The 17,760-nt window shown below is 60.2% G+C and carries 20 protein-coding genes; 11 read left to right on the top strand and 9 right to left on the bottom strand.

Translation table 11 applies throughout. The features are described from left to right. Positions 1–126: 126 nt before the first annotated feature. Positions 127–1,002: an NmrA/HSCARG family protein gene (locus tag ACSVIE_RS01190; RefSeq protein WP_426007400.1), complete on the top strand. Its 876-nt coding sequence runs from the start codon at positions 127–129 to the stop codon at positions 1,000–1,002. Between the two features lie 55 nt (positions 1,003–1,057). On the opposite strand, the gene ACSVIE_RS01195 is transcribed toward ACSVIE_RS01190, so the two are convergent. Then, a complete protein-coding gene (locus ACSVIE_RS01195) occupies positions 1,058–1,999 on the bottom strand; it encodes a LysR family transcriptional regulator (protein WP_426007399.1) in 942 nt (313 codons plus the stop codon). Between the two features lie 123 nt (positions 2,000–2,122). Between ACSVIE_RS01195 and ACSVIE_RS01200 the strand changes: the two genes are divergently transcribed. The 10 genes from ACSVIE_RS01200 (at position 2,123) to ACSVIE_RS01245 (ending at position 10,816) form a co-directional block, all read left to right on the top strand. Next, positions 2,123–3,115, top strand: a complete 993-nt coding sequence (locus ACSVIE_RS01200; RefSeq protein ID WP_426007398.1) for a DUF1852 domain-containing protein — start codon at positions 2,123–2,125, stop codon at positions 3,113–3,115. Positions 3,116–3,135: 20 nt separating this feature from the next. Then, positions 3,136–4,182: a methionine synthase gene (locus ACSVIE_RS01205; RefSeq protein WP_442422764.1), complete on the top strand. Its 1,047-nt coding sequence runs from the start codon at positions 3,136–3,138 to the stop codon at positions 4,180–4,182. A 2-nt stretch (positions 4,183–4,184) separates the two neighbouring features. Beyond that, positions 4,185–4,757, top strand: a complete 573-nt coding sequence (locus ACSVIE_RS01210) for a flavin reductase family protein (RefSeq protein WP_442422765.1) — start codon at positions 4,185–4,187, stop codon at positions 4,755–4,757. 198 nt (positions 4,758–4,955) lie between these two features. Next, positions 4,956–5,576 (top strand): helix-turn-helix domain-containing protein, encoded by a 621-nt coding sequence (locus ACSVIE_RS01215; RefSeq protein WP_442422766.1) that lies wholly within the window; start codon positions 4,956–4,958, stop codon positions 5,574–5,576. After that, entirely contained in the window at positions 5,573–6,133 is a 561-nt protein-coding gene (locus ACSVIE_RS01220) for a DUF6036 family nucleotidyltransferase (RefSeq protein WP_442422767.1), read from the top strand. Before ACSVIE_RS01215 ends, ACSVIE_RS01220 begins: the two co-directional genes overlap by 4 nt. Positions 6,134–6,270: 137 nt before the next feature. Then, complete coding sequence (locus ACSVIE_RS01225) at positions 6,271–6,612, top strand: DUF3375 family protein (RefSeq protein WP_442422768.1); 342 nt, start codon at positions 6,271–6,273, stop codon at positions 6,610–6,612. A gap of 159 nt (positions 6,613–6,771) precedes the next feature. Further along, the gene (locus ACSVIE_RS01230; protein ID WP_442422769.1) at positions 6,772–7,050 is read left to right on the top strand and encodes a hypothetical protein; all 279 of its coding nucleotides are present in this window, start codon (positions 6,772–6,774) and stop codon (positions 7,048–7,050) included. A 461-nt stretch (positions 7,051–7,511) separates the two neighbouring features. After that, positions 7,512–9,041 (top strand): IS21 family transposase, encoded by a 1,530-nt coding sequence (gene istA, locus ACSVIE_RS01235; protein ID WP_442422770.1) that lies wholly within the window; start codon positions 7,512–7,514, stop codon positions 9,039–9,041. Next, positions 9,038–9,826 carry an IS21-like element helper ATPase IstB gene (gene istB / locus ACSVIE_RS01240; protein ID WP_442422771.1) on the top strand — a complete coding sequence of 263 codons (789 nt, stop codon included), beginning with the start codon at positions 9,038–9,040 and terminating at the stop codon, positions 9,824–9,826. Before istA ends, istB begins: the two co-directional genes overlap by 4 nt. Before the next feature lie 453 nt (positions 9,827–10,279). Continuing rightward, entirely contained in the window at positions 10,280–10,816 is a 537-nt protein-coding gene (locus tag ACSVIE_RS01245) for a DUF4192 family protein (protein ID WP_442422772.1), read from the top strand. Positions 10,817–11,195: 379 nt separating this feature from the next. Here ACSVIE_RS01245 and ACSVIE_RS01250 read toward each other — a convergent pair whose 3' ends face one another. The 8 genes from ACSVIE_RS01250 to ACSVIE_RS01285 form a co-directional block, all read right to left on the bottom strand. Next, positions 11,196–11,915: an ABC transporter ATP-binding protein gene (locus ACSVIE_RS01250; protein WP_442422773.1), complete on the bottom strand. Its 720-nt coding sequence runs from the start codon at positions 11,913–11,915 to the stop codon at positions 11,196–11,198. Beyond that, positions 11,867–13,828: a hypothetical protein gene (locus ACSVIE_RS01255; RefSeq protein WP_442422774.1), complete on the bottom strand. Its 1,962-nt coding sequence runs from the start codon at positions 13,826–13,828 to the stop codon at positions 11,867–11,869. The genes ACSVIE_RS01250 and ACSVIE_RS01255 overlap by 49 nt, the downstream gene beginning before the upstream one ends. 1,012 nt (positions 13,829–14,840) lie before the next feature. Continuing rightward, positions 14,841–14,981 carry a hypothetical protein gene (locus tag ACSVIE_RS01260; RefSeq protein WP_426007384.1) on the bottom strand — a complete coding sequence of 47 codons (141 nt, stop codon included), beginning with the start codon at positions 14,979–14,981 and terminating at the stop codon, positions 14,841–14,843. Positions 14,982–15,324: 343 nt separating this feature from the next. Then, on the bottom strand, positions 15,325–15,714 hold the full coding sequence (locus ACSVIE_RS01265) for a hypothetical protein (RefSeq protein ID WP_442422775.1): 390 nt from the start codon (positions 15,712–15,714) through the stop codon (positions 15,325–15,327). 281 nt (positions 15,715–15,995) lie between these two features. After that, positions 15,996–16,301 carry a helix-turn-helix domain-containing protein gene (locus ACSVIE_RS01270; protein WP_426007382.1) on the bottom strand — a complete coding sequence of 102 codons (306 nt, stop codon included), beginning with the start codon at positions 16,299–16,301 and terminating at the stop codon, positions 15,996–15,998. Between the two features lie 68 nt (positions 16,302–16,369). Then, entirely contained in the window at positions 16,370–16,654 is a 285-nt protein-coding gene (locus tag ACSVIE_RS01275) for a type II toxin-antitoxin system RelE/ParE family toxin (RefSeq protein ID WP_442422776.1), read from the bottom strand. Positions 16,655–17,168: 514 nt separating this feature from the next. Further along, the gene (locus ACSVIE_RS01280; RefSeq protein WP_426007380.1) at positions 17,169–17,591 is read right to left on the bottom strand and encodes a Dabb family protein; all 423 of its coding nucleotides are present in this window, start codon (positions 17,589–17,591) and stop codon (positions 17,169–17,171) included. Positions 17,592–17,598: 7 nt separating this feature from the next. Further along, positions 17,599–17,739 carry an SDR family oxidoreductase gene (locus ACSVIE_RS01285; protein WP_442422777.1) on the bottom strand — a complete coding sequence of 47 codons (141 nt, stop codon included), beginning with the start codon at positions 17,737–17,739 and terminating at the stop codon, positions 17,599–17,601. Between the last annotated feature and the right edge of the window lie 21 nt (positions 17,740–17,760).

Below are 17,760 nucleotides of genomic sequence, written 5' to 3' on the forward strand. Positions count from 1 at the left end.
CCGGTGACAACAGGAGGCCGACGGCGAGTGGTCGCCGTCGGGCGTGAGCACGACAATCCGTCCGGACGGGGTGGGTTGTTCCTTCCGTCCCGGGTCAAACTTTCTACCCGAATGGGATACTAAGCCATGGCCTATTCCTCGGGCAGTGAGACTCCTGGTGTGGTGGCAGTGGTGGGTGCGACCGGCCGGCAGGGCTCGGCCGTGGTCCGTCACCTCCTCAAGGACGGGTGGCACGTACGTGCCCTGACCCGAAACCCATCCAGCGACGCTGCACACGCCCTACGCGCGCTCGGCGCTGAGGTCCAGCAGGCCAACACCGAGGATCCCGGCTCTCTAAGGACGCCATTCGAAGGGGCTCACGGGCTTTTCAACGTCCAGAACCCCATGACCAGTGGAATCGACAGCGAAATCCGGCAAGGCAACAACGTGGCGGCGGCCGCAGCTGAAGCGGGCATACGCCACGTGGTGTACGGGGCTGCAGGGGTCAGCGATCAGCCGACAGGCGTCGGCTCCTGGGACTCGAAGCTTGTCATCGCCCGGCGTTTTCGCGAATTGGGACTGCCACTCACCGTGCTCCGACCAATGGCCTTCATGGAACTGATGACGGACAGAGGTTTTTACCCACAGTTTTCCACTTGGCACCTGATGCCAAAGCTGATGGGCCCTGCCCGGCCCGTGGGCTGGCTGTGCGTTGACGATTTGGGCGCCATCGCCGCCAGGATGTTCGCCGACCCTGAACGGTGGAGGGGCGCGGTGCTGGGACTGGCATCGGACGTGCGGTCAATAGATGAGTGCCGCACCCTATGGCAGGAACAGACCGGGCGAAAGCCCCGCGGGCTGCCGATGCCGGAGAAACTGTTTGAACGGTTCGTTGGGAAAGACCTCACCACCATGTGGCGATGGCTGCGCACCGGGCAGTTCGATATGAGTACGCAGGCAACACGCGAGGTCCTGCCGGAAGCCCGGACCATTAAGGAATGGCTGATTCAGCGACCACAGTGAGCGGTGCTGAGCAGGGCCGGACCCCGAAGGTCTGGGGCCGCCACTGGGCCTGGAATCAGTCGAGCAGTGCTACGCCGAACTCAGCGACGACGGCCCGCAATTCCTGGAGGTAGCGCTGCGCTTGGTCGGTGAGCGGAATCGAGGCGTGGCCGATCCAACCGATCTCGATGCGTTCATCAACGTCAAGCGGGATGGCGACGATCTCCGGGTCGAGTTGGCCGCTGATAATACCCGTGGAGATCGTGTAGCCGTGGAGCCCGATCATGAGGTTGAAGATCGTGGCACGGTCAGAGACCCGGATCTCCTGCTTGCTGGACAGGGTGGAGAGAATCTCCTCGGCGAAGTAGAAAGAGTTATTCGCACCTTGATCAAAAGTCAGCCGCGGCAAGCCGGCGAGATCGGCGAGGGTCGCACGCTCTTTTGAGGCGAGCGGGTTGTTCCGTGAAATGAAAATGTGAGGATCGGCGAGGAAAAGCGGTGTGAACGCGAGCCCGGAATCCCGGAGCAGCTTGTCGATGACCTTCCGGTTGAAATCGTTCCGGTAGAGGATGCCTATCTCGCTGCGGAGCGTCCGGACATCCTCGATGATGTCCCAGGTGCGGGACTCACGCAGCGAGAACTCGTATTCGGCTACCTCCGCGGCCTTGACCATCCTGACGAAGGCATCCACCGCGAACGAGTAGTGCTGCGTAGACACCCCGAGCAGACGTCGCGTTGGTGGCCTGCCAAGGTAGCGCTGCTCGAGGAGGGCGAACTGCTCGACGACCTGCCTCGCATAGCCGAGGAACTCCACCCCGTCGGCGGTGAGGGTAACCCCGCGGGCGGAGCGAACCAGGAGCGCACGGCCTACCCTGGCCTCAAGGTCCTTCATCGCTGCGGACATTGTGGGCTGCGCTACGTAGAGAAGATCGGCAGCAGCGGAGATGGATCCCTCCGCTGCAACTTCTATGAAATAACGGAGCTGCTGCAGGGTCAGTCCGCTCGAAAGCTGTGGCATAGGAAAACTCTATATCAACTCATAGTGACGCCTAGTTACCCGATACCTCCGGAAGGGTTGCACCATGGATACATCCCCTTTTGAAAGGCCGTCTCCGGCCGATCATCGATAGATTGGCAGCACATGGCAGACGACTTCACCTTCAGCATCACCACGACCCGCTTCGACGAGGACTACACCCCGTCGGCAGACTCCCGGATTACGACGAACTTCGCCAACCTCGCTCGGGGCGAGCACCGCCAGGAGAATCTCCGCAACGCCTTGACCATGATGCGGCGCCGCTTCAACGATCTCGCAGACTGGGACAACCCTGACCGGGACCGCTACACCGTCGAGCTTGAGATCGTCTCCGTGCAGATAGAATTTACTGCGGAAGGCACGGATCAGCGGTTCCCACTGTTCGAGGTTCTCGACATCCAGATCGTCGACCTGCACAACGGGGTCCGCCACCAAGGGATCGTAGGGAACAACTTCTCCTCCTATGTCCGCGACTTCGACTTCAGCGTAGTACTGCCAGCGGCAGCTGCGGACTCAGGCAAGCCCACCGTTCCCGAGGACTTCGGCGATCTTCACGGCAAACTGTTCCAGCACTTCCTCAACTCCCCGGAAGGCCAGGAACGCTTCCCGCAGCCGCCAGTGGTCTGCATCAGCGTCTCCACGAGCAAGACGTACCGGCGAACCGGGAACCATCACCCGGTCCTGGGCGTCGAGTACCAGCAGGACGAGTTCTCGCTGACGGACGCGTACTTCGCAAAGATGGGGCTGCAGGTCCGCTACTTCATGCCACGCGGCAGCGTTGCGCCGCTCGCCTTCTATTTCCGCGGCGACCTGCTCAACGACTACTCCAACCTGCAGCTCATCGGCACGATCAGCACCATGGAGACGTTCCAGAAGATCTACCGCCCGGAGGTCTACAACGCGAACTCCGCCGCCGCAGCCGTCTACCAGCCGAGCCTGGGAGAGCAGGATTACTCGCGGACCCAGATCGCTTACGACCGCGCCGAACGCAGTCAGCTCGCGGTCACGCAGGCGAAGTACACGGAGGAGCACTTCATCACGCCCCACAAGGACCTGTTGGACCAGTGGAACGCCCAATACCCCGCTCTCGTCAACTGACCCACGGAGAATCGTCAATCATGAACACACTTTTGCCTACCACCGTTGTCGGAAGCCTGCCGAAACCATCGTGGCTTGCGCAGCCGGAGACGCTTTGGTCCCCTTGGAAGCTGGAGGGAGATGCGCTGCTCGAGGGCAAGCAGGATGCGTTGCGCATTGCCATCCACGAGCAGACCCGGCGCGGCATCGACATCGTCAGCGATGGCGAGCAAACCCGCCAGCACTTCGTCACGACCTTCATTGAGCATCTCAGCGGGGTCGACTTTGAACAGCGCAAGACCGTGCGTATCCGCGATCGCTACGATGCCAGCGTGCCGACCGTCGTCGGACCGGTTCGCCGCGAGCAACCGGTATTCGTCGAAGACGCAAAGTTCCTCCGCGCAACCACCGACCGGCCGATCAAATGGACTCTTCCGGGTCCCATGACGATGGTGGACACGCTCTACGATGACCACTACAAGAGCCGCGAGAAGCTGGCCTGGGAGTTCGCCGCGATCCTGAACGAGGAGGCCAAAGAACTGGAAGCGGCCGGCGTGGACATCATCCAGTTCGACGAGCCCGCGTTCAATGTCTTCCTCGATGAGGTCAAGGACTGGGGCGTGGCTGCGCTTGAGAGGGCAGCAGAAGGACTTCGCACCGAGACCGCCGTGCATATCTGCTACGGCTACGGGATCAAGGCGAATAATGACTGGAAGGCGACGCTCGGCTCACAGTGGCGCCAGTACGAGGAATCATTCCCGCTGCTGCAGAGCTCCAGCATCGACATCATCTCGCTGGAATGCCAGAACTCGCACGTGCCCATGGACCTCATCGAACTCCTCCGCGGCAAGAAAGTCATGCTTGGGGCCATCGACGTCGCAAGCGAGACCATCGAGACCCCGGAAGAGGTTGCCGACACCCTCCGCAAGGCCCTGCAGTTCGTCGATGCGGACAAGCTCATCCCCAGCTCCAACTGCGGCATGGCACCGTTCCCCCGGGACGTCGCACTGGCCAAGTTGAGTGCTCTCAGCGCAGGGACGAACATCATCCGTGAGGAACTCGCCGGCTCCTCCCCCAGGGTGTCCTAAGGATGTTTCACGCCTACCCCACTGACACGTGGCTCAACGGCCCACAGCAAAGCTTCCCGTCTTCCCTCTCGGCAGAAGACTTCAAAGCACTGTTCCGTGGCCACCCGGGCGGTGTCGCCGTCATCACGGCGGATGCCGGTGAAGGACCGGTGGCACTGACGGTATCGTCGGTGGTCTCGGTGAGTGCGGAACCTCCGTTGCTGATTTTCTCGGTCTCGGCATTGTCCTCTGCGTCCGAGGTGCTGTCGCGCGCGGAAACCGTCGTCGTGCACCTGCTGGACGCGCACGACGTCGACCTGGCGAAGTTCGGAGCGACGCCCGGCGCCGACCGCTTTGACCAGACGCACCGCTGGTCGTCTCTCCCAACCGGCGAAGCGGTGTATGACGATGTCCGCGCTTGGGTGCGCTGCGCCGTCGTCGATCGCATGGAGGTGGGAACGTCCACGATCATCGCCGTTCACGCCCTGGAGTCCCGCGTGATGCGTGACGTCCAAGTCGGCGAACCCGGCGATGCCTTGGTCTACCACAACCGTTCATGGCACCGCTTGGGCGAGCATTCCAAGCTTGCGGGCTGAGCGCCGGGCTTAGTCCGGGGCCGAAAGCCTATCGGTTCACGACGGCGGGAGGATACCTCCCGCCGTCGTCCTCGTTAACGTCGGAGCGGCCATCGACTTCCTGAATGGCCAGGAAGCAACTCTGACTGGCTTCAACGCTGGTCGCTGGCATCCAATTGTCACCACTCGGTGACACAATGATCGGGAAGGGAGTGCACCATGACATCCAGGACCAGCATCAGCTCACCGGCCTCAGCCGGAGCGATCATCCGTACCCGCCGCCAGGAACGCGGGTTCTCCCAAAAGGCCCTCGCCGACAAGGCAGGGGTGTCCCGAAAGTTCCTTATAGATCTCGAAGCCGGTCATGAACGCGCCGAACTCGGCAAAACACTCGCCGTCATGGCGGCCCTTGGCCTGTCACTGGAAGCCACCGACCCCATCCCCCGCGGCAGCGACCATGACCCCGCCCGCCGCGACTATGCCCAAACCTTCAACGAACTGATTGCAAGGCGCGACTTCGAATTCGCCATCAAGATGCTCGCCGACTACGCAACCGGCTCTCTCAGGGCCGGCAGACCGCTTCTTCAACGAAGCCCCCGGCTCAGGGACCCGCATTGGTCCGCCGCCCTCGCCGGCATCACCAACTACACTGCCCACCGGCTCGGCCAGACTGCACCGTCCTGGACCAAACGCATCAAACCCCTCGACGCGGCATGGATGCCAGCAGAGTCCTACCGGCACGTCCGCGAACCCATGAAGCAACTCACCATGTCCGAAACACCGGAAGAACTCGCCGCCATGAACGTCTTCATCCGCGAACGTAGCCTGGCCGCCGCATGAGCGCCGGAGAAATCAACGCAGCACAAATCCTCGCCCTCCTCCAAGAACTCGGCCGCCGCCTGCAACAGCGCGACATCCACGGCGACATCAAACTCGTCGGCGGCGCAGCCCTCATCCTCCAAGGAATCGACAACCGCCCCACCGCCGACATCGACGCCAGTTACGCCGACAAGACCGCTGTCGACGCCGTCGTCGCGGACATGGCCGCGGATTACGACCTCGCGCCCGGCTGGCTCAACTCCAACGCTACGGCTTTCCTCCCGGAGAACGCCGGCTGGGTCAAATTCGAACACCTCGACGGACTTGCCATCCAAGCAGCAGACCCTGAAACACTTCTGGCCATGAAGATCGCCGCCGAACGGGACAAGGACATCCTCGACATAGCCCGGCTCCTCCGCCGGCTCAACATCACCAACGCCAGCGACGCTGTCGACCTCGCCCACAACAAATACGGCGAGCACTCCATTCCCCTGTCCGCAGGCCGGGACAACGACCTCATCGTCGTCGACGACGCCCTCGATGCCGCCACCACCCTCGAGCCCGAAGCCGAGGAATGAATCATCGACCATGCAAGATCGGCGCTTGATGAATACGGAATGCCGTTTAGCTCAATAATGGGCGGAAATGGCGCACCTACGACCCTGGAGAGTGATGCATCCCTTCCTGACGGAGTGATAGCCATTAGGATAAACCGGTGAGCATTCTGCGCGCCGCTCTTGAGGCCCGCCGCCTCCAGGCGTCGGATCCCGCTTGGGCCATGCTCCGCGCGCGTAACGCTCCGGTCGCGATCGCGATCCTCGAAAAGCAACTCGGCGGTGACGTCTGGCGAGTCCCTGCTCCGGTCCTCTTCGAACGGATCGAGGACGACCTTGAAGAGCTTCGCTCCCACAGCTTCGAGCTGCCCCAAACAGCCCAGCAGTATTGCGCCGAATGGCGCTCGGCAGGGATCCTCATCCGTCGCGCGGCCGAGGACGCGCGAGAGGAGACGCTTGAGCTCTCCCAGGTGCGCTCAACGGGCGACCATCTTGGTCGTTGACATCGGTAGCGAAGCAGACCAACAGTTTGCCGCACTCGCAGCACTAAAGCGTGAAACTCCAAACGTACTCCTCATCAAAGGCACGTCCGATGCTGTTCCGGAACTACTCTCTGGTTTAAGTCACTGATTCCGAACCAGAAGGACCCAGAAGCTTTCCAAGTGTCATTCAGGGGATGGATTTCCCAGTTCAGTCCCAACGCCATGCAGTCACGGAGGACAGAGGCTGAGAGGCTGCTCGAACAGAACGATCCCGATGGAGCCCTGATATCCGCCGTCGCGCTTTTGGAAGCGGAGCCGACGCGGCGGCAGGGAAAGTTCAAGACTGCCGCGATTCCCCGATCCAACCCCAATGCAGTGCTCGTTGGTGCCGTCGAAGCACGGCTAATCGACAGCGCCAAGTATGGTGAGCTTGCCAATGCGCTCAGAGCACGCAACTAGGCTGTACACCGGAAAGCGTCGGTCCACATAAAAGAAGCAACCCGCTATGTCACTCTGATACTCGACGTAGTTAAATCGTTGCCAATGGCTGAGGACTCGGCTCAACGCGACTAGAACTCGGTCTCACCCTGCCATTCACTGGCATGTTCAAGCTGCTTATGGACAAGACAAAACATCTCAACTCCACCTCAACATCATTACGGATCTATGGTTCAGGGTTGATATGGCAAAGAAGTGTCGACTCTGTCAATATCCATTAGGGCATTTGTTAGCGGCCATGAAAAACTGCCCGTAGGCGGCCACGAAAGTGCCCACTGATGGCCAGTAGAACTGCCCAGCGGTGGCCATGAGATCTGCCCACTTCCTTACTTGTCCTGCCGCGTCTTAAGCGGCGGGGGCCTCTCCCCGGGATTTGATGACGGTGTCTAGTCGCATCAAAATTCGCCAGGAAGAGGCCCTGTATGAAGTCTGACGGAGAAATCATGGAAATACTCGCTGCCTACGATCTGACCGGATCGTTGCGGGCAACCGCGGAGCTGACGGGCTGCTCGCACCACACTGTCGCCAGGCATGTCGCCGCGAGGGACGCGGGCCGTCCCATCGCCGAACCCGCCGCCAGGGATCGTGTCACTGACGCGTTTCTGCCCAAGATCGAGGAATGGGTCGAGGCTTCCAAGGGCCGGATCCGTGCTGACAAAGCCCACGAGAAACTCATCGCTCTGGGCTATGAGGGTTCGGAGCGGTCCACCCGTCGCGCCGTCGCACAGGTCAAGGCCGCCTGGCGGCTGGGTCATGTTCGTGTGCACCGGCCGTGGATCACGGAGCCGGGGATGTGGCTGCAGTACGACTTCGGCGACGGTCCCCGCATCGAGGGGATGAAGACCATCTTGTTCGTTGCCTGGTTGGCGTTCTCCAGGTTCCGGATCGTGATCCCGTTGCGGGACCGGACCGCGCCGAGCGTGTTCGCCGCCTTGGATCGGTGCTTCCGTATCGCCGGTGGGGCACCGACCTATGTGCTCACGGACAACGAGAAAACCCTCACCACCACCCACGTCGCCGGGGTTCCGGTGAGGAACCAGCAGACTTTGGACTTCGCGCGCCATTACGGGGTCACGGTACTGACGTGCCAGCCCGCGGACCCCGCAACAAAAGGCGGCGTCGAAGCATCAGTGAAGCTGGCCAAAGCCGACCTGGTCCCCACTGCTACGAATCTCCGGGCCGAATACTCCACGTTCGGTGAGCTTGAGGAGGCGTGCGCGGCGTTCATGGACGAAGTGAACAACCGCGAGCACCGGGTGACCCGCCGTAAACCGGCCGCGGCCCTGGCCGAGGAGGCCCCGCGTTTGCACCGGGTCCCCGAGACCGCGCACACGGTCGTGTTCGGGCTCTCCCGCACCGTCGCGGAGAACACCCCGATGGTCACGTTCGAGAACGCCCAGTATTCGGTCCCTGCGCAGCTGCTCGGGGCGAGGGTGTTCGTCCGCTCCCACGGCGCCGGAACCGATGAGCAGGTCATCATCGTCCACCACGGCCGGACCGGTCCGGTCGAGGTCGCCCGACATCACCGGGCCAGGCCCGGCAGCCCTGCCATCAACGATGAACACTTTCCCGGGACCAGGACCCGGGTCCCGGGTGATTATGCGGTGAAGGCCCGCACCGCTGACGAAGCAGAGTTCCTCGGTATCGGCGAGGGCGCCAGGACCTGGATCGTTGAAGCCGCCGCGGCAGGCACGGCCCGGATGAACGTGAAAATGGCCGAAGCGGTGACCCTGGCCAAAATCGCCGGCACCGCTGAAGTCGATAAAGCCCTCGGCAACGCAGCCTTCCACGGCCGGTTCGCTCACGGGGATCTGGCCTCGATCCTGAACGCCGGAAAGTCCCGCACCACCACCCACTCCGCGGACGAAACCCGCTCCCTGACCCAGGGCACCAGCGCCTGGGCACGTTTGGGCGTCACCGCCTCCACCACGCAGGAGGAACCGAACCGATGAGCCCGGTCACCACCACGAACACCACTGCACCGCCACTGCCGGCCGAGCTCGAAGCGCTGATGCGGCAACTGAAAATGCCCCACGCCCGGGCCCTCGCGCCTGAACTGATCGCGACCGCCCGCGCCCAACGCTGGGAACCGGCCGAGACAATCAAGGCACTCTTCGCCGAGGAAGCCGCCGGCCGGGCCCGGTCCATGCTCGCCACCCGCCGCAAAGCAGCAGGCTTCCCGACCGGGAAGACCTTCGACGCGTGGGACCCGGCCGTCTCCTCCATCCCAGGCCCAACCCAGCAGGCCCTGCGCACCCTGGAATGGATAACCCGACGCGAGAACCTGGTCGTCTGCGGGCCCTCCGGGACCGGGAAAACGTTCTTCCTCGAAGCCCTCGGCCAGCAAGCCGTCGAAGCCGGGATGCGCGTGGCCTGGTTCAGGCTCGAAGACCTCGGAGCCCTCATCCGCGCCCACCGCACCGATGACAGCGTCACCCGCGCCGTGACCAGAATCCTGCGCGCCGAACTCGTGGTCATTGACGATATCGGGCTCCTGCCGGTAGCCACCGACGCCGCCGAAGGACTCTACCGGGTCGTGGACGCAGCCTACGAAAAACGCTCCGTCGCGATCTCCTCGAACCTGCACCCGGCCGGCTTCGATGAACTCATGCCCAAAACCCTCGCAACAGCCACAGTGGACCGGCTCTTGCACCACGCGCACGTCTGCCAGACCAGCGGCGACTCCATCCGCCTCACCCAAGCCCTCGCCGGGAAAGGAGTCACCCAACTGAACTAACAAGCCCCGACGATGGCCAATCCCGCCGAAACCGATCAGTGGGCAGATCTATTGGCCATCACCGGGCAGTTTTACTGGCCACCAGCGGGAACTTTAACTGGCCGCCGGTGGGCAGAAACTAGTGGCCATTGACAGGCATTGTGAATGCCGCGGGGCCCGACTCCCATAAAACCGTCCGACGTGCCGCAGCCATCTTATGAGTGATAACGAATCTGAACCAGCAAGCTAGGCATTGCGGCCCGTAGTTCTAAGGCAGGTGCCTGGAACGCGCAACTGGGATCATGCCGCTTCGCAGCTTGACACATGCTTCCAACCAGCGCGCCAGGATCTTCCGGGTGCGCCTGTCGTTCGGCCTCATGCAACGGTTGCGATTTTCGACGCCGGGATGAAGCGGCCCTGCAGCTCAAATATCCGCGCCACGCATCATGGTCCCGGACGCATGTCCGCCCATGAATGAGCACACCTAGATCGTCAGACGAAGTCGGTCATGAATACGCTCACCACAAAGACCCCGCCGACCTGCTCAGCTTCATCGGCCACACCCTCGGGTTCTGGCCACCAGAAAGCCTCGTCTGCATCACCCTCGACAAAAGCAAAGTCGGCGCCACGCTACGCATCGACCTCCCCAAACAACCAGGCCAGGAGATCCACTTCGCCCGCATCGTCACCGCCTACCTCGAGCAAATCCTCTTCGCCCAAACGGACTCAACACCGAACTGGTCACGCATCGAATGGGCCAAGGACTTGCTCCTTCACGTGTACACCAGGACCAGCCCGGAACACGCGGCACCCATCCTCACCACTATCAGTTACATCAACTGGTGGGAAGGCAGAGGATCCAAAGCCCACCAACACCTCCAACTCGCCCTCGACACCGACCTCGGCGACCGATTCGCACGCCTCACCGACCACACGCTCGGAGCCGGCATCATGGCAGACTGGAACAGCAACAAAAACACCGCCGAAAGTATCCACCTTGAGATGCCCTGACCTGGAGGTGTCTGGCTAACGCGGAGCCGTCGGCTTGCGCCTTTTTACTGGGGCACAAACGAGTGACGTTACAGCTCGACGGAAATGCCTATATCGGTGCTGAGCTCGTCGATGCCGTGACCGCGAGAGAGCTCGGCTTGTCCAGGCTCGTCTGAACAGATGGAGCCATTCGCCTCAGGACTGAAAGCGCCACGACTGCGAACGACACGACAAGTTGTGGGAACGACAATGCAGAAAATGTGCCCGCAACCCATCGGCTGCTGACCGGACCTGATGAAGATTGCCAACGACAGCGGCGGACGACCTTCCTTCAGCCACGTCTTGCTCTTCCGCGTCAAAGGCCCAGATGCTGGCAAAGCCAGCTTTCCAAAGTCTCCGGTCAGTCCGGCTTCGCTGACCCCGATTCCGGTTCGCCCAGCCGCAGAAGGTCATCACCGGCAGCCATCAGATCTTCATCGTGTGTGGCTACAACTACCGTGGCACCGCGCCGGGCCTCTTCCTTGAGGAAATTGATCACAAGCTCACGATTTCTGCGATCCAACGACGCTGTCGGTTCATCGGCAAGGACGATATCAGCCGCGCGAAACATTGCCCGCGCCAGTCCAACACGTTGCTTCTCGCCCCCGCTCAACCGCGCCGTTTGCTCCTTGCCACGACCGGACAAGAGAACATGCTTGAGGACATGTTCCAGTCGTTCACGGTCGGACTGAGGTAACCCGAATACACCCCGGCGCCCAACTGTCACGTTGTAGCCGACACTGGCTTCTTCAATGAGCCCATAATCCTGGAAAACGAAGGCAACGTGATTTCTCCAGAACCGGCGCCGTTTGGAATCATTCCATTTCTTGGTCTCTTGGTCGCCGACGACCACGCGACCACTCTCGGCCCGGCTCAATAGCCCGAGAACGTTCAACAGCGTTGTCTTGCCACTTCCGCTGCTGCCGGCAAGAACAAGCATGCGCCCTGGTTTGGCTTCCACAGAAACCGAGTTCAAAACGGACTTCCCATCAATGACCACAGAAACACTGTCAGCCAGCAATTGCATCTGTTCTATCCCCTTCGTGCGAGCGTCGTACGGAAAGTAGTCGTAGCCGCCCACTGATGCATGGACCAGGCAACAGCGAAGTAGGCCAGCGGCGCAAACGCGGAAATCCACATGCTGGAGGGATCCTGCATGTCGAATGACAAGGCCATGACAACTCCGAACAACGTCGCTGCGATCGACTCCCATAGAAGCCTTGGCAGGAGTATGGAGCTCCACGAGTTCCCGGCCACGCGTTGGACGAACCAACGGCGCCGCCGTAGGAGTGCGAAGATCCAGGCAGTTACTGCCACACACATCACGAGCGCCAGCGCGGCCAAGGCGACCGCCGATGCTCCCAATTGGGCGTTCCTTTGCTTGGATTGCGCATCGTAAAGGCCCAAGTCGGCTATTCGATCAATCGAGAGGATGGCTGCCGTCATGTGCCGTTCCTTCACGAGCTGAGAAACTCGTTCAGGATCCGTGAACACCACATTGCCACGGCTCACCGCCGACGCCAGGAAAAAGTTGTCGAACTGGGCAACGTCTCTAACCGCCAGAATAAGCGGGTGCTTACCTACCGCGAGCGTCCCTGCCATGCTTCCTGACACCACAATGTCCACGTCGCTGGTGTTTTCGTAGATTTGAACGTCCGGTCCCTGACGGTTCAAAGTCCAGAGCCTCAGAGTTGGGGCCAATTTGCCCTTGACGGATTCCGGCAGGTCGTCGAGTGATTGCACAGCGGTGACGGGACCCCACGATGCACCTCTGGCCCCATTGACGGTGTCAAGGTACCGAAGATCGGTGAGGATAAGACTGTCGTATCCCATAGTCTTCAAATCCCCGAGGGCAGCCTCATCGACAAGATTGACTGTATTGGAACTCAGGGACATCGAAAACAGGGCGGCACCGTTGCCTACCATGTCCCTTGTCAATCCTGCGAACGCTACCTCTTCGGCTTCGCTTGGACGGTTCGCGATGCGGAGGGTCACGCCATCCCCCATGGATCCCCATGTCGCTCCTAGCGAACTGGCTGCTGATGCATTTGTCACAATGCCGGATACAGTGGGCAAAATCGCAGCCACGATCATCACGGCCACTACTTTCAGCAACTCGCTGAAAGCCCATGAACCCCTCTCAGACGGCCGACGCGCCGCGATGTCACGGACAGCGGGAAGAGTGAGCAGTCCCAGGAGCAGAGCCACAACGGCTGTGAACGCCGCCAGAACACCCGTAAACAGCGCCAAGGTGGAGATGAAGTACGCGAGCCGCCCAAAGCCTGCCGCCAACACCACGACCACAGCAATCAAATAGGCGCCTAAAGCCGGCAGTGCCAACGCCCCAAACAACGAACGTAGGTCTGCGAATACAACATGCGATAACCGCATGCCAGCCATGATGCGCAGCTCCCGACCTCGGGCTCGCAGCACGTACCACGACAATATCGTCGCCCCCAACAACAAAATGGCCGCAGACATCGGGACCCATGCCCCGACAGTGAGCAGCGCGTAGGCCAGCAACCCAAGAGATGTCTTCTCGGTAAGTACAACATCGGCTTTCAATTCGTTGCTCATCCAAGTCCGGAATGACGCAGCCTGTATAGGGCTTGCGGAAAGACCGTAGACGCCATTAAGTGACGTGATGCCGAGATCGCTGGATTTGCTCATCGAACCACTCATCGTTGGTGAGAACCAGTCAATGTTGGTGTTCTGGATCTTCTCTGACCCGAAGGAAAAAACAACGCGCTTGTTGAGGAAATCATCTGGCGCACTTGCCACACGTACGATGCCTACTCCAGTTGCATCGGCGTAGGAGTCCAGCTTGGTAACTATTTGATCTCTGGACAGCGGGCTTCCGTCGTAACGAACTGAAGCAACAAAATCAGAATCCGGCAGTCCATCAAGATCCGCTGCAGCTGTATAGACACCAGCGACCAGCGCAATCAGCGCCGCGATCGCCGCAGCCGCAAACCGGACCAAAATCTTCAACATCATTGCACCCTACGGCCGGTGCTGCAACGCACCTGCCTGCGCTGCAGCACCAACCCCTCTTCAGCAGCCGTTGATACCGTAGTAGGCGCGATTGTTCTGGAAAATCGTCGTCGGCTGGGAGTTGTTTGACCACGTACCTGCAAGGGCGTTCGGCGATGACGAATAGCCCCAATCGTTCTGGGTCGACGAACTATGGCACAGGTTTTGCTGGAAGTTAGTCTGAATACAGATGCACGCCGCTGGTGACGCCGTAATTCCAAACTCCTCCTTCGGCCGGATAGAAGGTGGAAGCTAGCGCAGCCCCACCTCCGGCTACTGAAAGACCAAGTGCCAATACACTACCTGCAATGCTTCGACGAATACTCATGATGAATCACCCTCGTTAATATTTCTCGCTTGTCCCAACACAGCCCAAATTCTGCGCCGGCATCCATCGTTAGATCACAAAGAGTCCCTCCACCGCCAGTCCCTCGAGGCGTTACGCGACATCCCCAATGCCTGAAGGAACCGTAAATGCAGGTGAATGGAAAGATCAAGCCATACGAATCACATTTTTCTAATTGGCAGGAAAACACTTCAATTTGTGCACTTCCCGGCAAATTCGCATAAGTGGTGCAAGGACTGATTTCGTGACGGGATGCCCCAAAAGTTTCTTTATATTACCTAAAAGCCCGCCATCCACGCCCACGCCCGCCCCCATTAGCTGCACATACCAGACGCCCTATCCTGATCGCATGACCAGCCACGAGCGGCACCCATCGCCTTCACTGCGTCCGCGACTTGACGTGGTGCTGGCCACAGCCGTGCCCGCGCTGCCGGGCGAACGCTCTCCCGGGCGGCAGCTGATATGCCCCGAAGTTTGATGGCGACCGCTGGCTGATGGTCGCCGATGAAACTGTGACTCTTTGGCAAGTAACCTCACGATGACCTTTCCAGATCTGATGACCGCCAATGCGCACCAGTTCCCTGAAAGCTGCATCGTCGACGGCGAGCCCGTCACCGGGAACAACGACTAGCTGGACTTCGACGCCCTCCAACGAAGAATGGTCACAGCCAAAGCTGCCTTGGCCGCACTGATGTCCACGTGGCCTGCATCCTTCGCGGCCGCGGACGTGCTCGCTGTGGGCGGAAGGACACGGGGTCTGACCGTCATCGCCGCAATTTTGATCCAGAATGAGATCTCTGCTAACTGCCATCAAGGGCCAAGGACAAAGCTGCGCGCCGTTAAGCGGTCAGCTTCCTCGCGGAGCGGAGCAAAGCGCGCAGTTCATCTATGGCGATCGGCATTATTGCTTCCAACCCTGGGTCTGCGCCCAAAAGTATGGGTATCTCTTTGCACTCTTCAACTGCAGAGTCCCAGTCAGATTCGACAGGTGAAGTTCCCGATGGTCGGCAACTGCACGGCCCCGACACGGATTACGGGTGACATAGCCCAGCATCTCTGCCGTGTTCATCGAAGCTGAATTGAGGCCGCGCACATTCTTGATCGTCTTGGGCTACTGTCCCTTGGCCATCATCGACTTCACCCAGTACGCAATCATCCGGTAGTCCAGCTTGTCGACAGGCACGTGGCCGATGACCTTCTGCACATGAAGGTCCAACATGGTCTGGTACGTCTTCACGGTCCCTCTCGACGGTCGGACCAGCAGGTCCTTGTGCTCTTGGATCACTTCGCCGACAGTCGGAATTACCGCCCTGTTATCCAGAAGTGCTTGCTGCGCGATTTCGAAGGATTGGCCAATCGCATCAAGCAACCGTTTCAGAGTTTCGGCCTCGGACTCGGACTCGACGGTGATGCCCTGTTGCTTCCGGACCTTGGAGTCGCGCCAGACCACCATGAAGGACGAAGAGCCGTCCTTTTTGACGCGTTTCCGGATACTAGCCACAAAAAAATGCTAGTTCGGTAACAACAGATTTTGAGGTTTTGTCAGCAGTCAGGGGCAGATTGGCCCTGACCTGCGACAATACGGTGCCCGAGGTGGGACTCGAACGCGATTTCTTCCCTTGTTAGTGCTGGGAAGCGGCGGAAACATGCGGAATCCGGGCCAGTCCGGCCCAAGTGCGACCAGATCCGAAGCCCAGGGTGTGCACATTGTGCACACCCTTATTTCCTCACCTCGTCGTACGGGCAAGACGGCTACAGTCGCCGATCGCTCCCGTCGGTTCGTCAGGCGATCTGGATTCGTTCGTCGCCGAGTTCAACCTCGACGCGAAGCCGGCCGCCCAGCGCCTCGACATATTTCCGCAAGGTGTCGACCTGGGCACGATCAATGTCGCCGTGTTCGATGCGAGACACCCGGTTCTGGCTTACGTGCAAACGCCCAGCCAGCTCAACCTGCGTCAGCTCCGAGGCTTCGCGGAGTTCCCGAAGACGGTAGGCCCGGACTTCATCGAGCATGCGCTTCTTGTGGGCATCCACAGCAGTCCGATCAACAGGACGCTCTGCCAGTAGTTCCTCAATGGACTTCGCCACTATGCCTCTCCTTTCAGGATCCTCAGATGATCGTCGAATAGGTCATCCGCAATCGGAATGTTCGTCTTCTACCACTTGGTCCAGTTACCCGCCTTGTCCCCCGCCACTAGCAGGATCGCCCTCCGCTCCGGATCAAAGGCAAATAGGATTCGCAGTTCCGATCGCCCGCTTGATCCCGGCCGCAACTCTTTCATGTTCTTATGCCGTGAACGAACCACCGTGTCGACCAATGGACGATCAAGTTGAGGTCCGCGCTCGGCGAGAAGCTCTAACGCAGCAACTATCTGCTCATACGAGTTTTGGTCAACACCTAACAACCACGGCTCCAGGAGTCCCACGTCGACAGTCCACATCGAGTCCCATCGTACAACCTAGGCGTTCTACAACTCAAATGCTATATTGCGGTCCGTCACTTGTTGGATTTGGAGGATCGACGAGCCGTCATTGGCATGAGGGTTGTGTCCAGGCAGTGCGTCGCCGAGGATACGACCCGTTAGGCGATGATGTCGTCGTGCTCTGGGCGAGGATTCATGCATCCCCAAGGCGCTTCAGCAGCCCGGCGTCGTGGCCTAAGACAAAGTCCAGGCCCGCGCTGATTTCTTGCCTACGCCGGTGACGCGGGGCGTCCGAACCGGCAGCTTGACCAAGGGGTCAGACAACTACTCACCCACACGTACATACGAACCAGCCCCGAACACGCAACACCAATCCACACCACCATCGGCTACATCAACTGATGAGAAGGCAGAGGATCCAAAGCACACCCACACCCTCCTGTGGTTGAATGTGTCCCACTGAGAAGACCCATAGCTATTTCGTTAACTCTTTTCATATTTGTTCTGTGTTGGTAAGTCCCCTCACCACGGGTCAGCCCTGCTTTACGGGAAAGTCAAAGACGAGAATGCCGTTTGGCTGCAGGTGCGGACCAACGAACTGCTTGAACTCGTGGTGCGCTCGGTCATAGCAATCAGGATCGGTGATCAGTGGCTCGCCAAGATAATAGTTTCTATCTCCTTCTGAGCCGAACGTGACGATGAAACCCTGCTCGAGCCCGCGGTGAAGGCCTTCCGGGCTGTTCTGGGGGCCGGACTCGATACTGAGGATGTACGTCTGTCCGCCCCTGGTGGATGTCCGCAGGGCATGAAACCGGTCTTCGATCTCCTGACGCTGGGCCTGGGATGTTGTCTCACGGAACTGGAACAGGACGATGTGCTTGATCACGCCTGGCCGGTAATGGGGCGCAGTGATGACGGCGTCACGTGGGGCTTCCGGGGTTGATGCTTCTGTCAATGCATACCTACTTTGCTGTCAGTCCGCCGTCGATTGTAAAGATGCCACCGGTAGCGTAAGCGGAATCGTCGCTGGCCAGGTAGACCATGATGCCTTCGACGTCCGCGGCAGTGCCAGCCCGCGTCGAAAGGACCTCGCGAGTTGGCATTTGATGACAATGCCTGAGCCA

This window comes from Paenarthrobacter sp. NCHU4564, from assembly GCF_052156435.1.
Classification (GTDB): domain Bacteria; phylum Actinomycetota; class Actinomycetes; order Actinomycetales; family Micrococcaceae; genus Arthrobacter.

Bases quoted from the DNA above. Each gene is read 5' to 3' on its own strand.
- ACSVIE_RS01190 (WP_426007400.1), top strand. From the start codon at position 127: ATGGCCTATTCCTCGGGCAGTGAGACTCCTGGTGTGGTGGCAGTGGTG.
- ACSVIE_RS01195 (WP_426007399.1), bottom strand. From the start codon at position 1,999: ATGCCACAGCTTTCGAGCGGACTGACCCTGCAGCAGCTCCGTTATTTC.
- ACSVIE_RS01200 (WP_426007398.1), top strand. From the start codon at position 2,123: ATGGCAGACGACTTCACCTTCAGCATCACCACGACCCGCTTCGACGAG.
- ACSVIE_RS01205 (WP_442422764.1), top strand. From the start codon at position 3,136: ATGAACACACTTTTGCCTACCACCGTTGTCGGAAGCCTGCCGAAACCA.
- ACSVIE_RS01210 (WP_442422765.1), top strand. From the start codon at position 4,185: ATGTTTCACGCCTACCCCACTGACACGTGGCTCAACGGCCCACAGCAA.
- ACSVIE_RS01215 (WP_442422766.1), top strand. From the start codon at position 4,956: ATGACATCCAGGACCAGCATCAGCTCACCGGCCTCAGCCGGAGCGATC.
- ACSVIE_RS01220 (WP_442422767.1), top strand. From the start codon at position 5,573: ATGAGCGCCGGAGAAATCAACGCAGCACAAATCCTCGCCCTCCTCCAA.
- istA (WP_442422770.1), top strand. From the start codon at position 7,512: ATGAAGTCTGACGGAGAAATCATGGAAATACTCGCTGCCTACGATCTG.
- istB (WP_442422771.1), top strand. From the start codon at position 9,038: ATGAGCCCGGTCACCACCACGAACACCACTGCACCGCCACTGCCGGCC.
- ACSVIE_RS01245 (WP_442422772.1), top strand. From the start codon at position 10,280: ATGAGCACACCTAGATCGTCAGACGAAGTCGGTCATGAATACGCTCAC.
- ACSVIE_RS01255 (WP_442422774.1), bottom strand. From the start codon at position 13,828: ATGTTGAAGATTTTGGTCCGGTTTGCGGCTGCGGCGATCGCGGCGCTG.
- ACSVIE_RS01260 (WP_426007384.1), bottom strand. From the start codon at position 14,981: ATGACGGTCAGACCCCGTGTCCTTCCGCCCACAGCGAGCACGTCCGCG.
- ACSVIE_RS01275 (WP_442422776.1), bottom strand. From the start codon at position 16,654: ATGTGGACTGTCGACGTGGGACTCCTGGAGCCGTGGTTGTTAGGTGTT.
- ACSVIE_RS01285 (WP_442422777.1), bottom strand. From the start codon at position 17,739: ATGCCAACTCGCGAGGTCCTTTCGACGCGGGCTGGCACTGCCGCGGAC.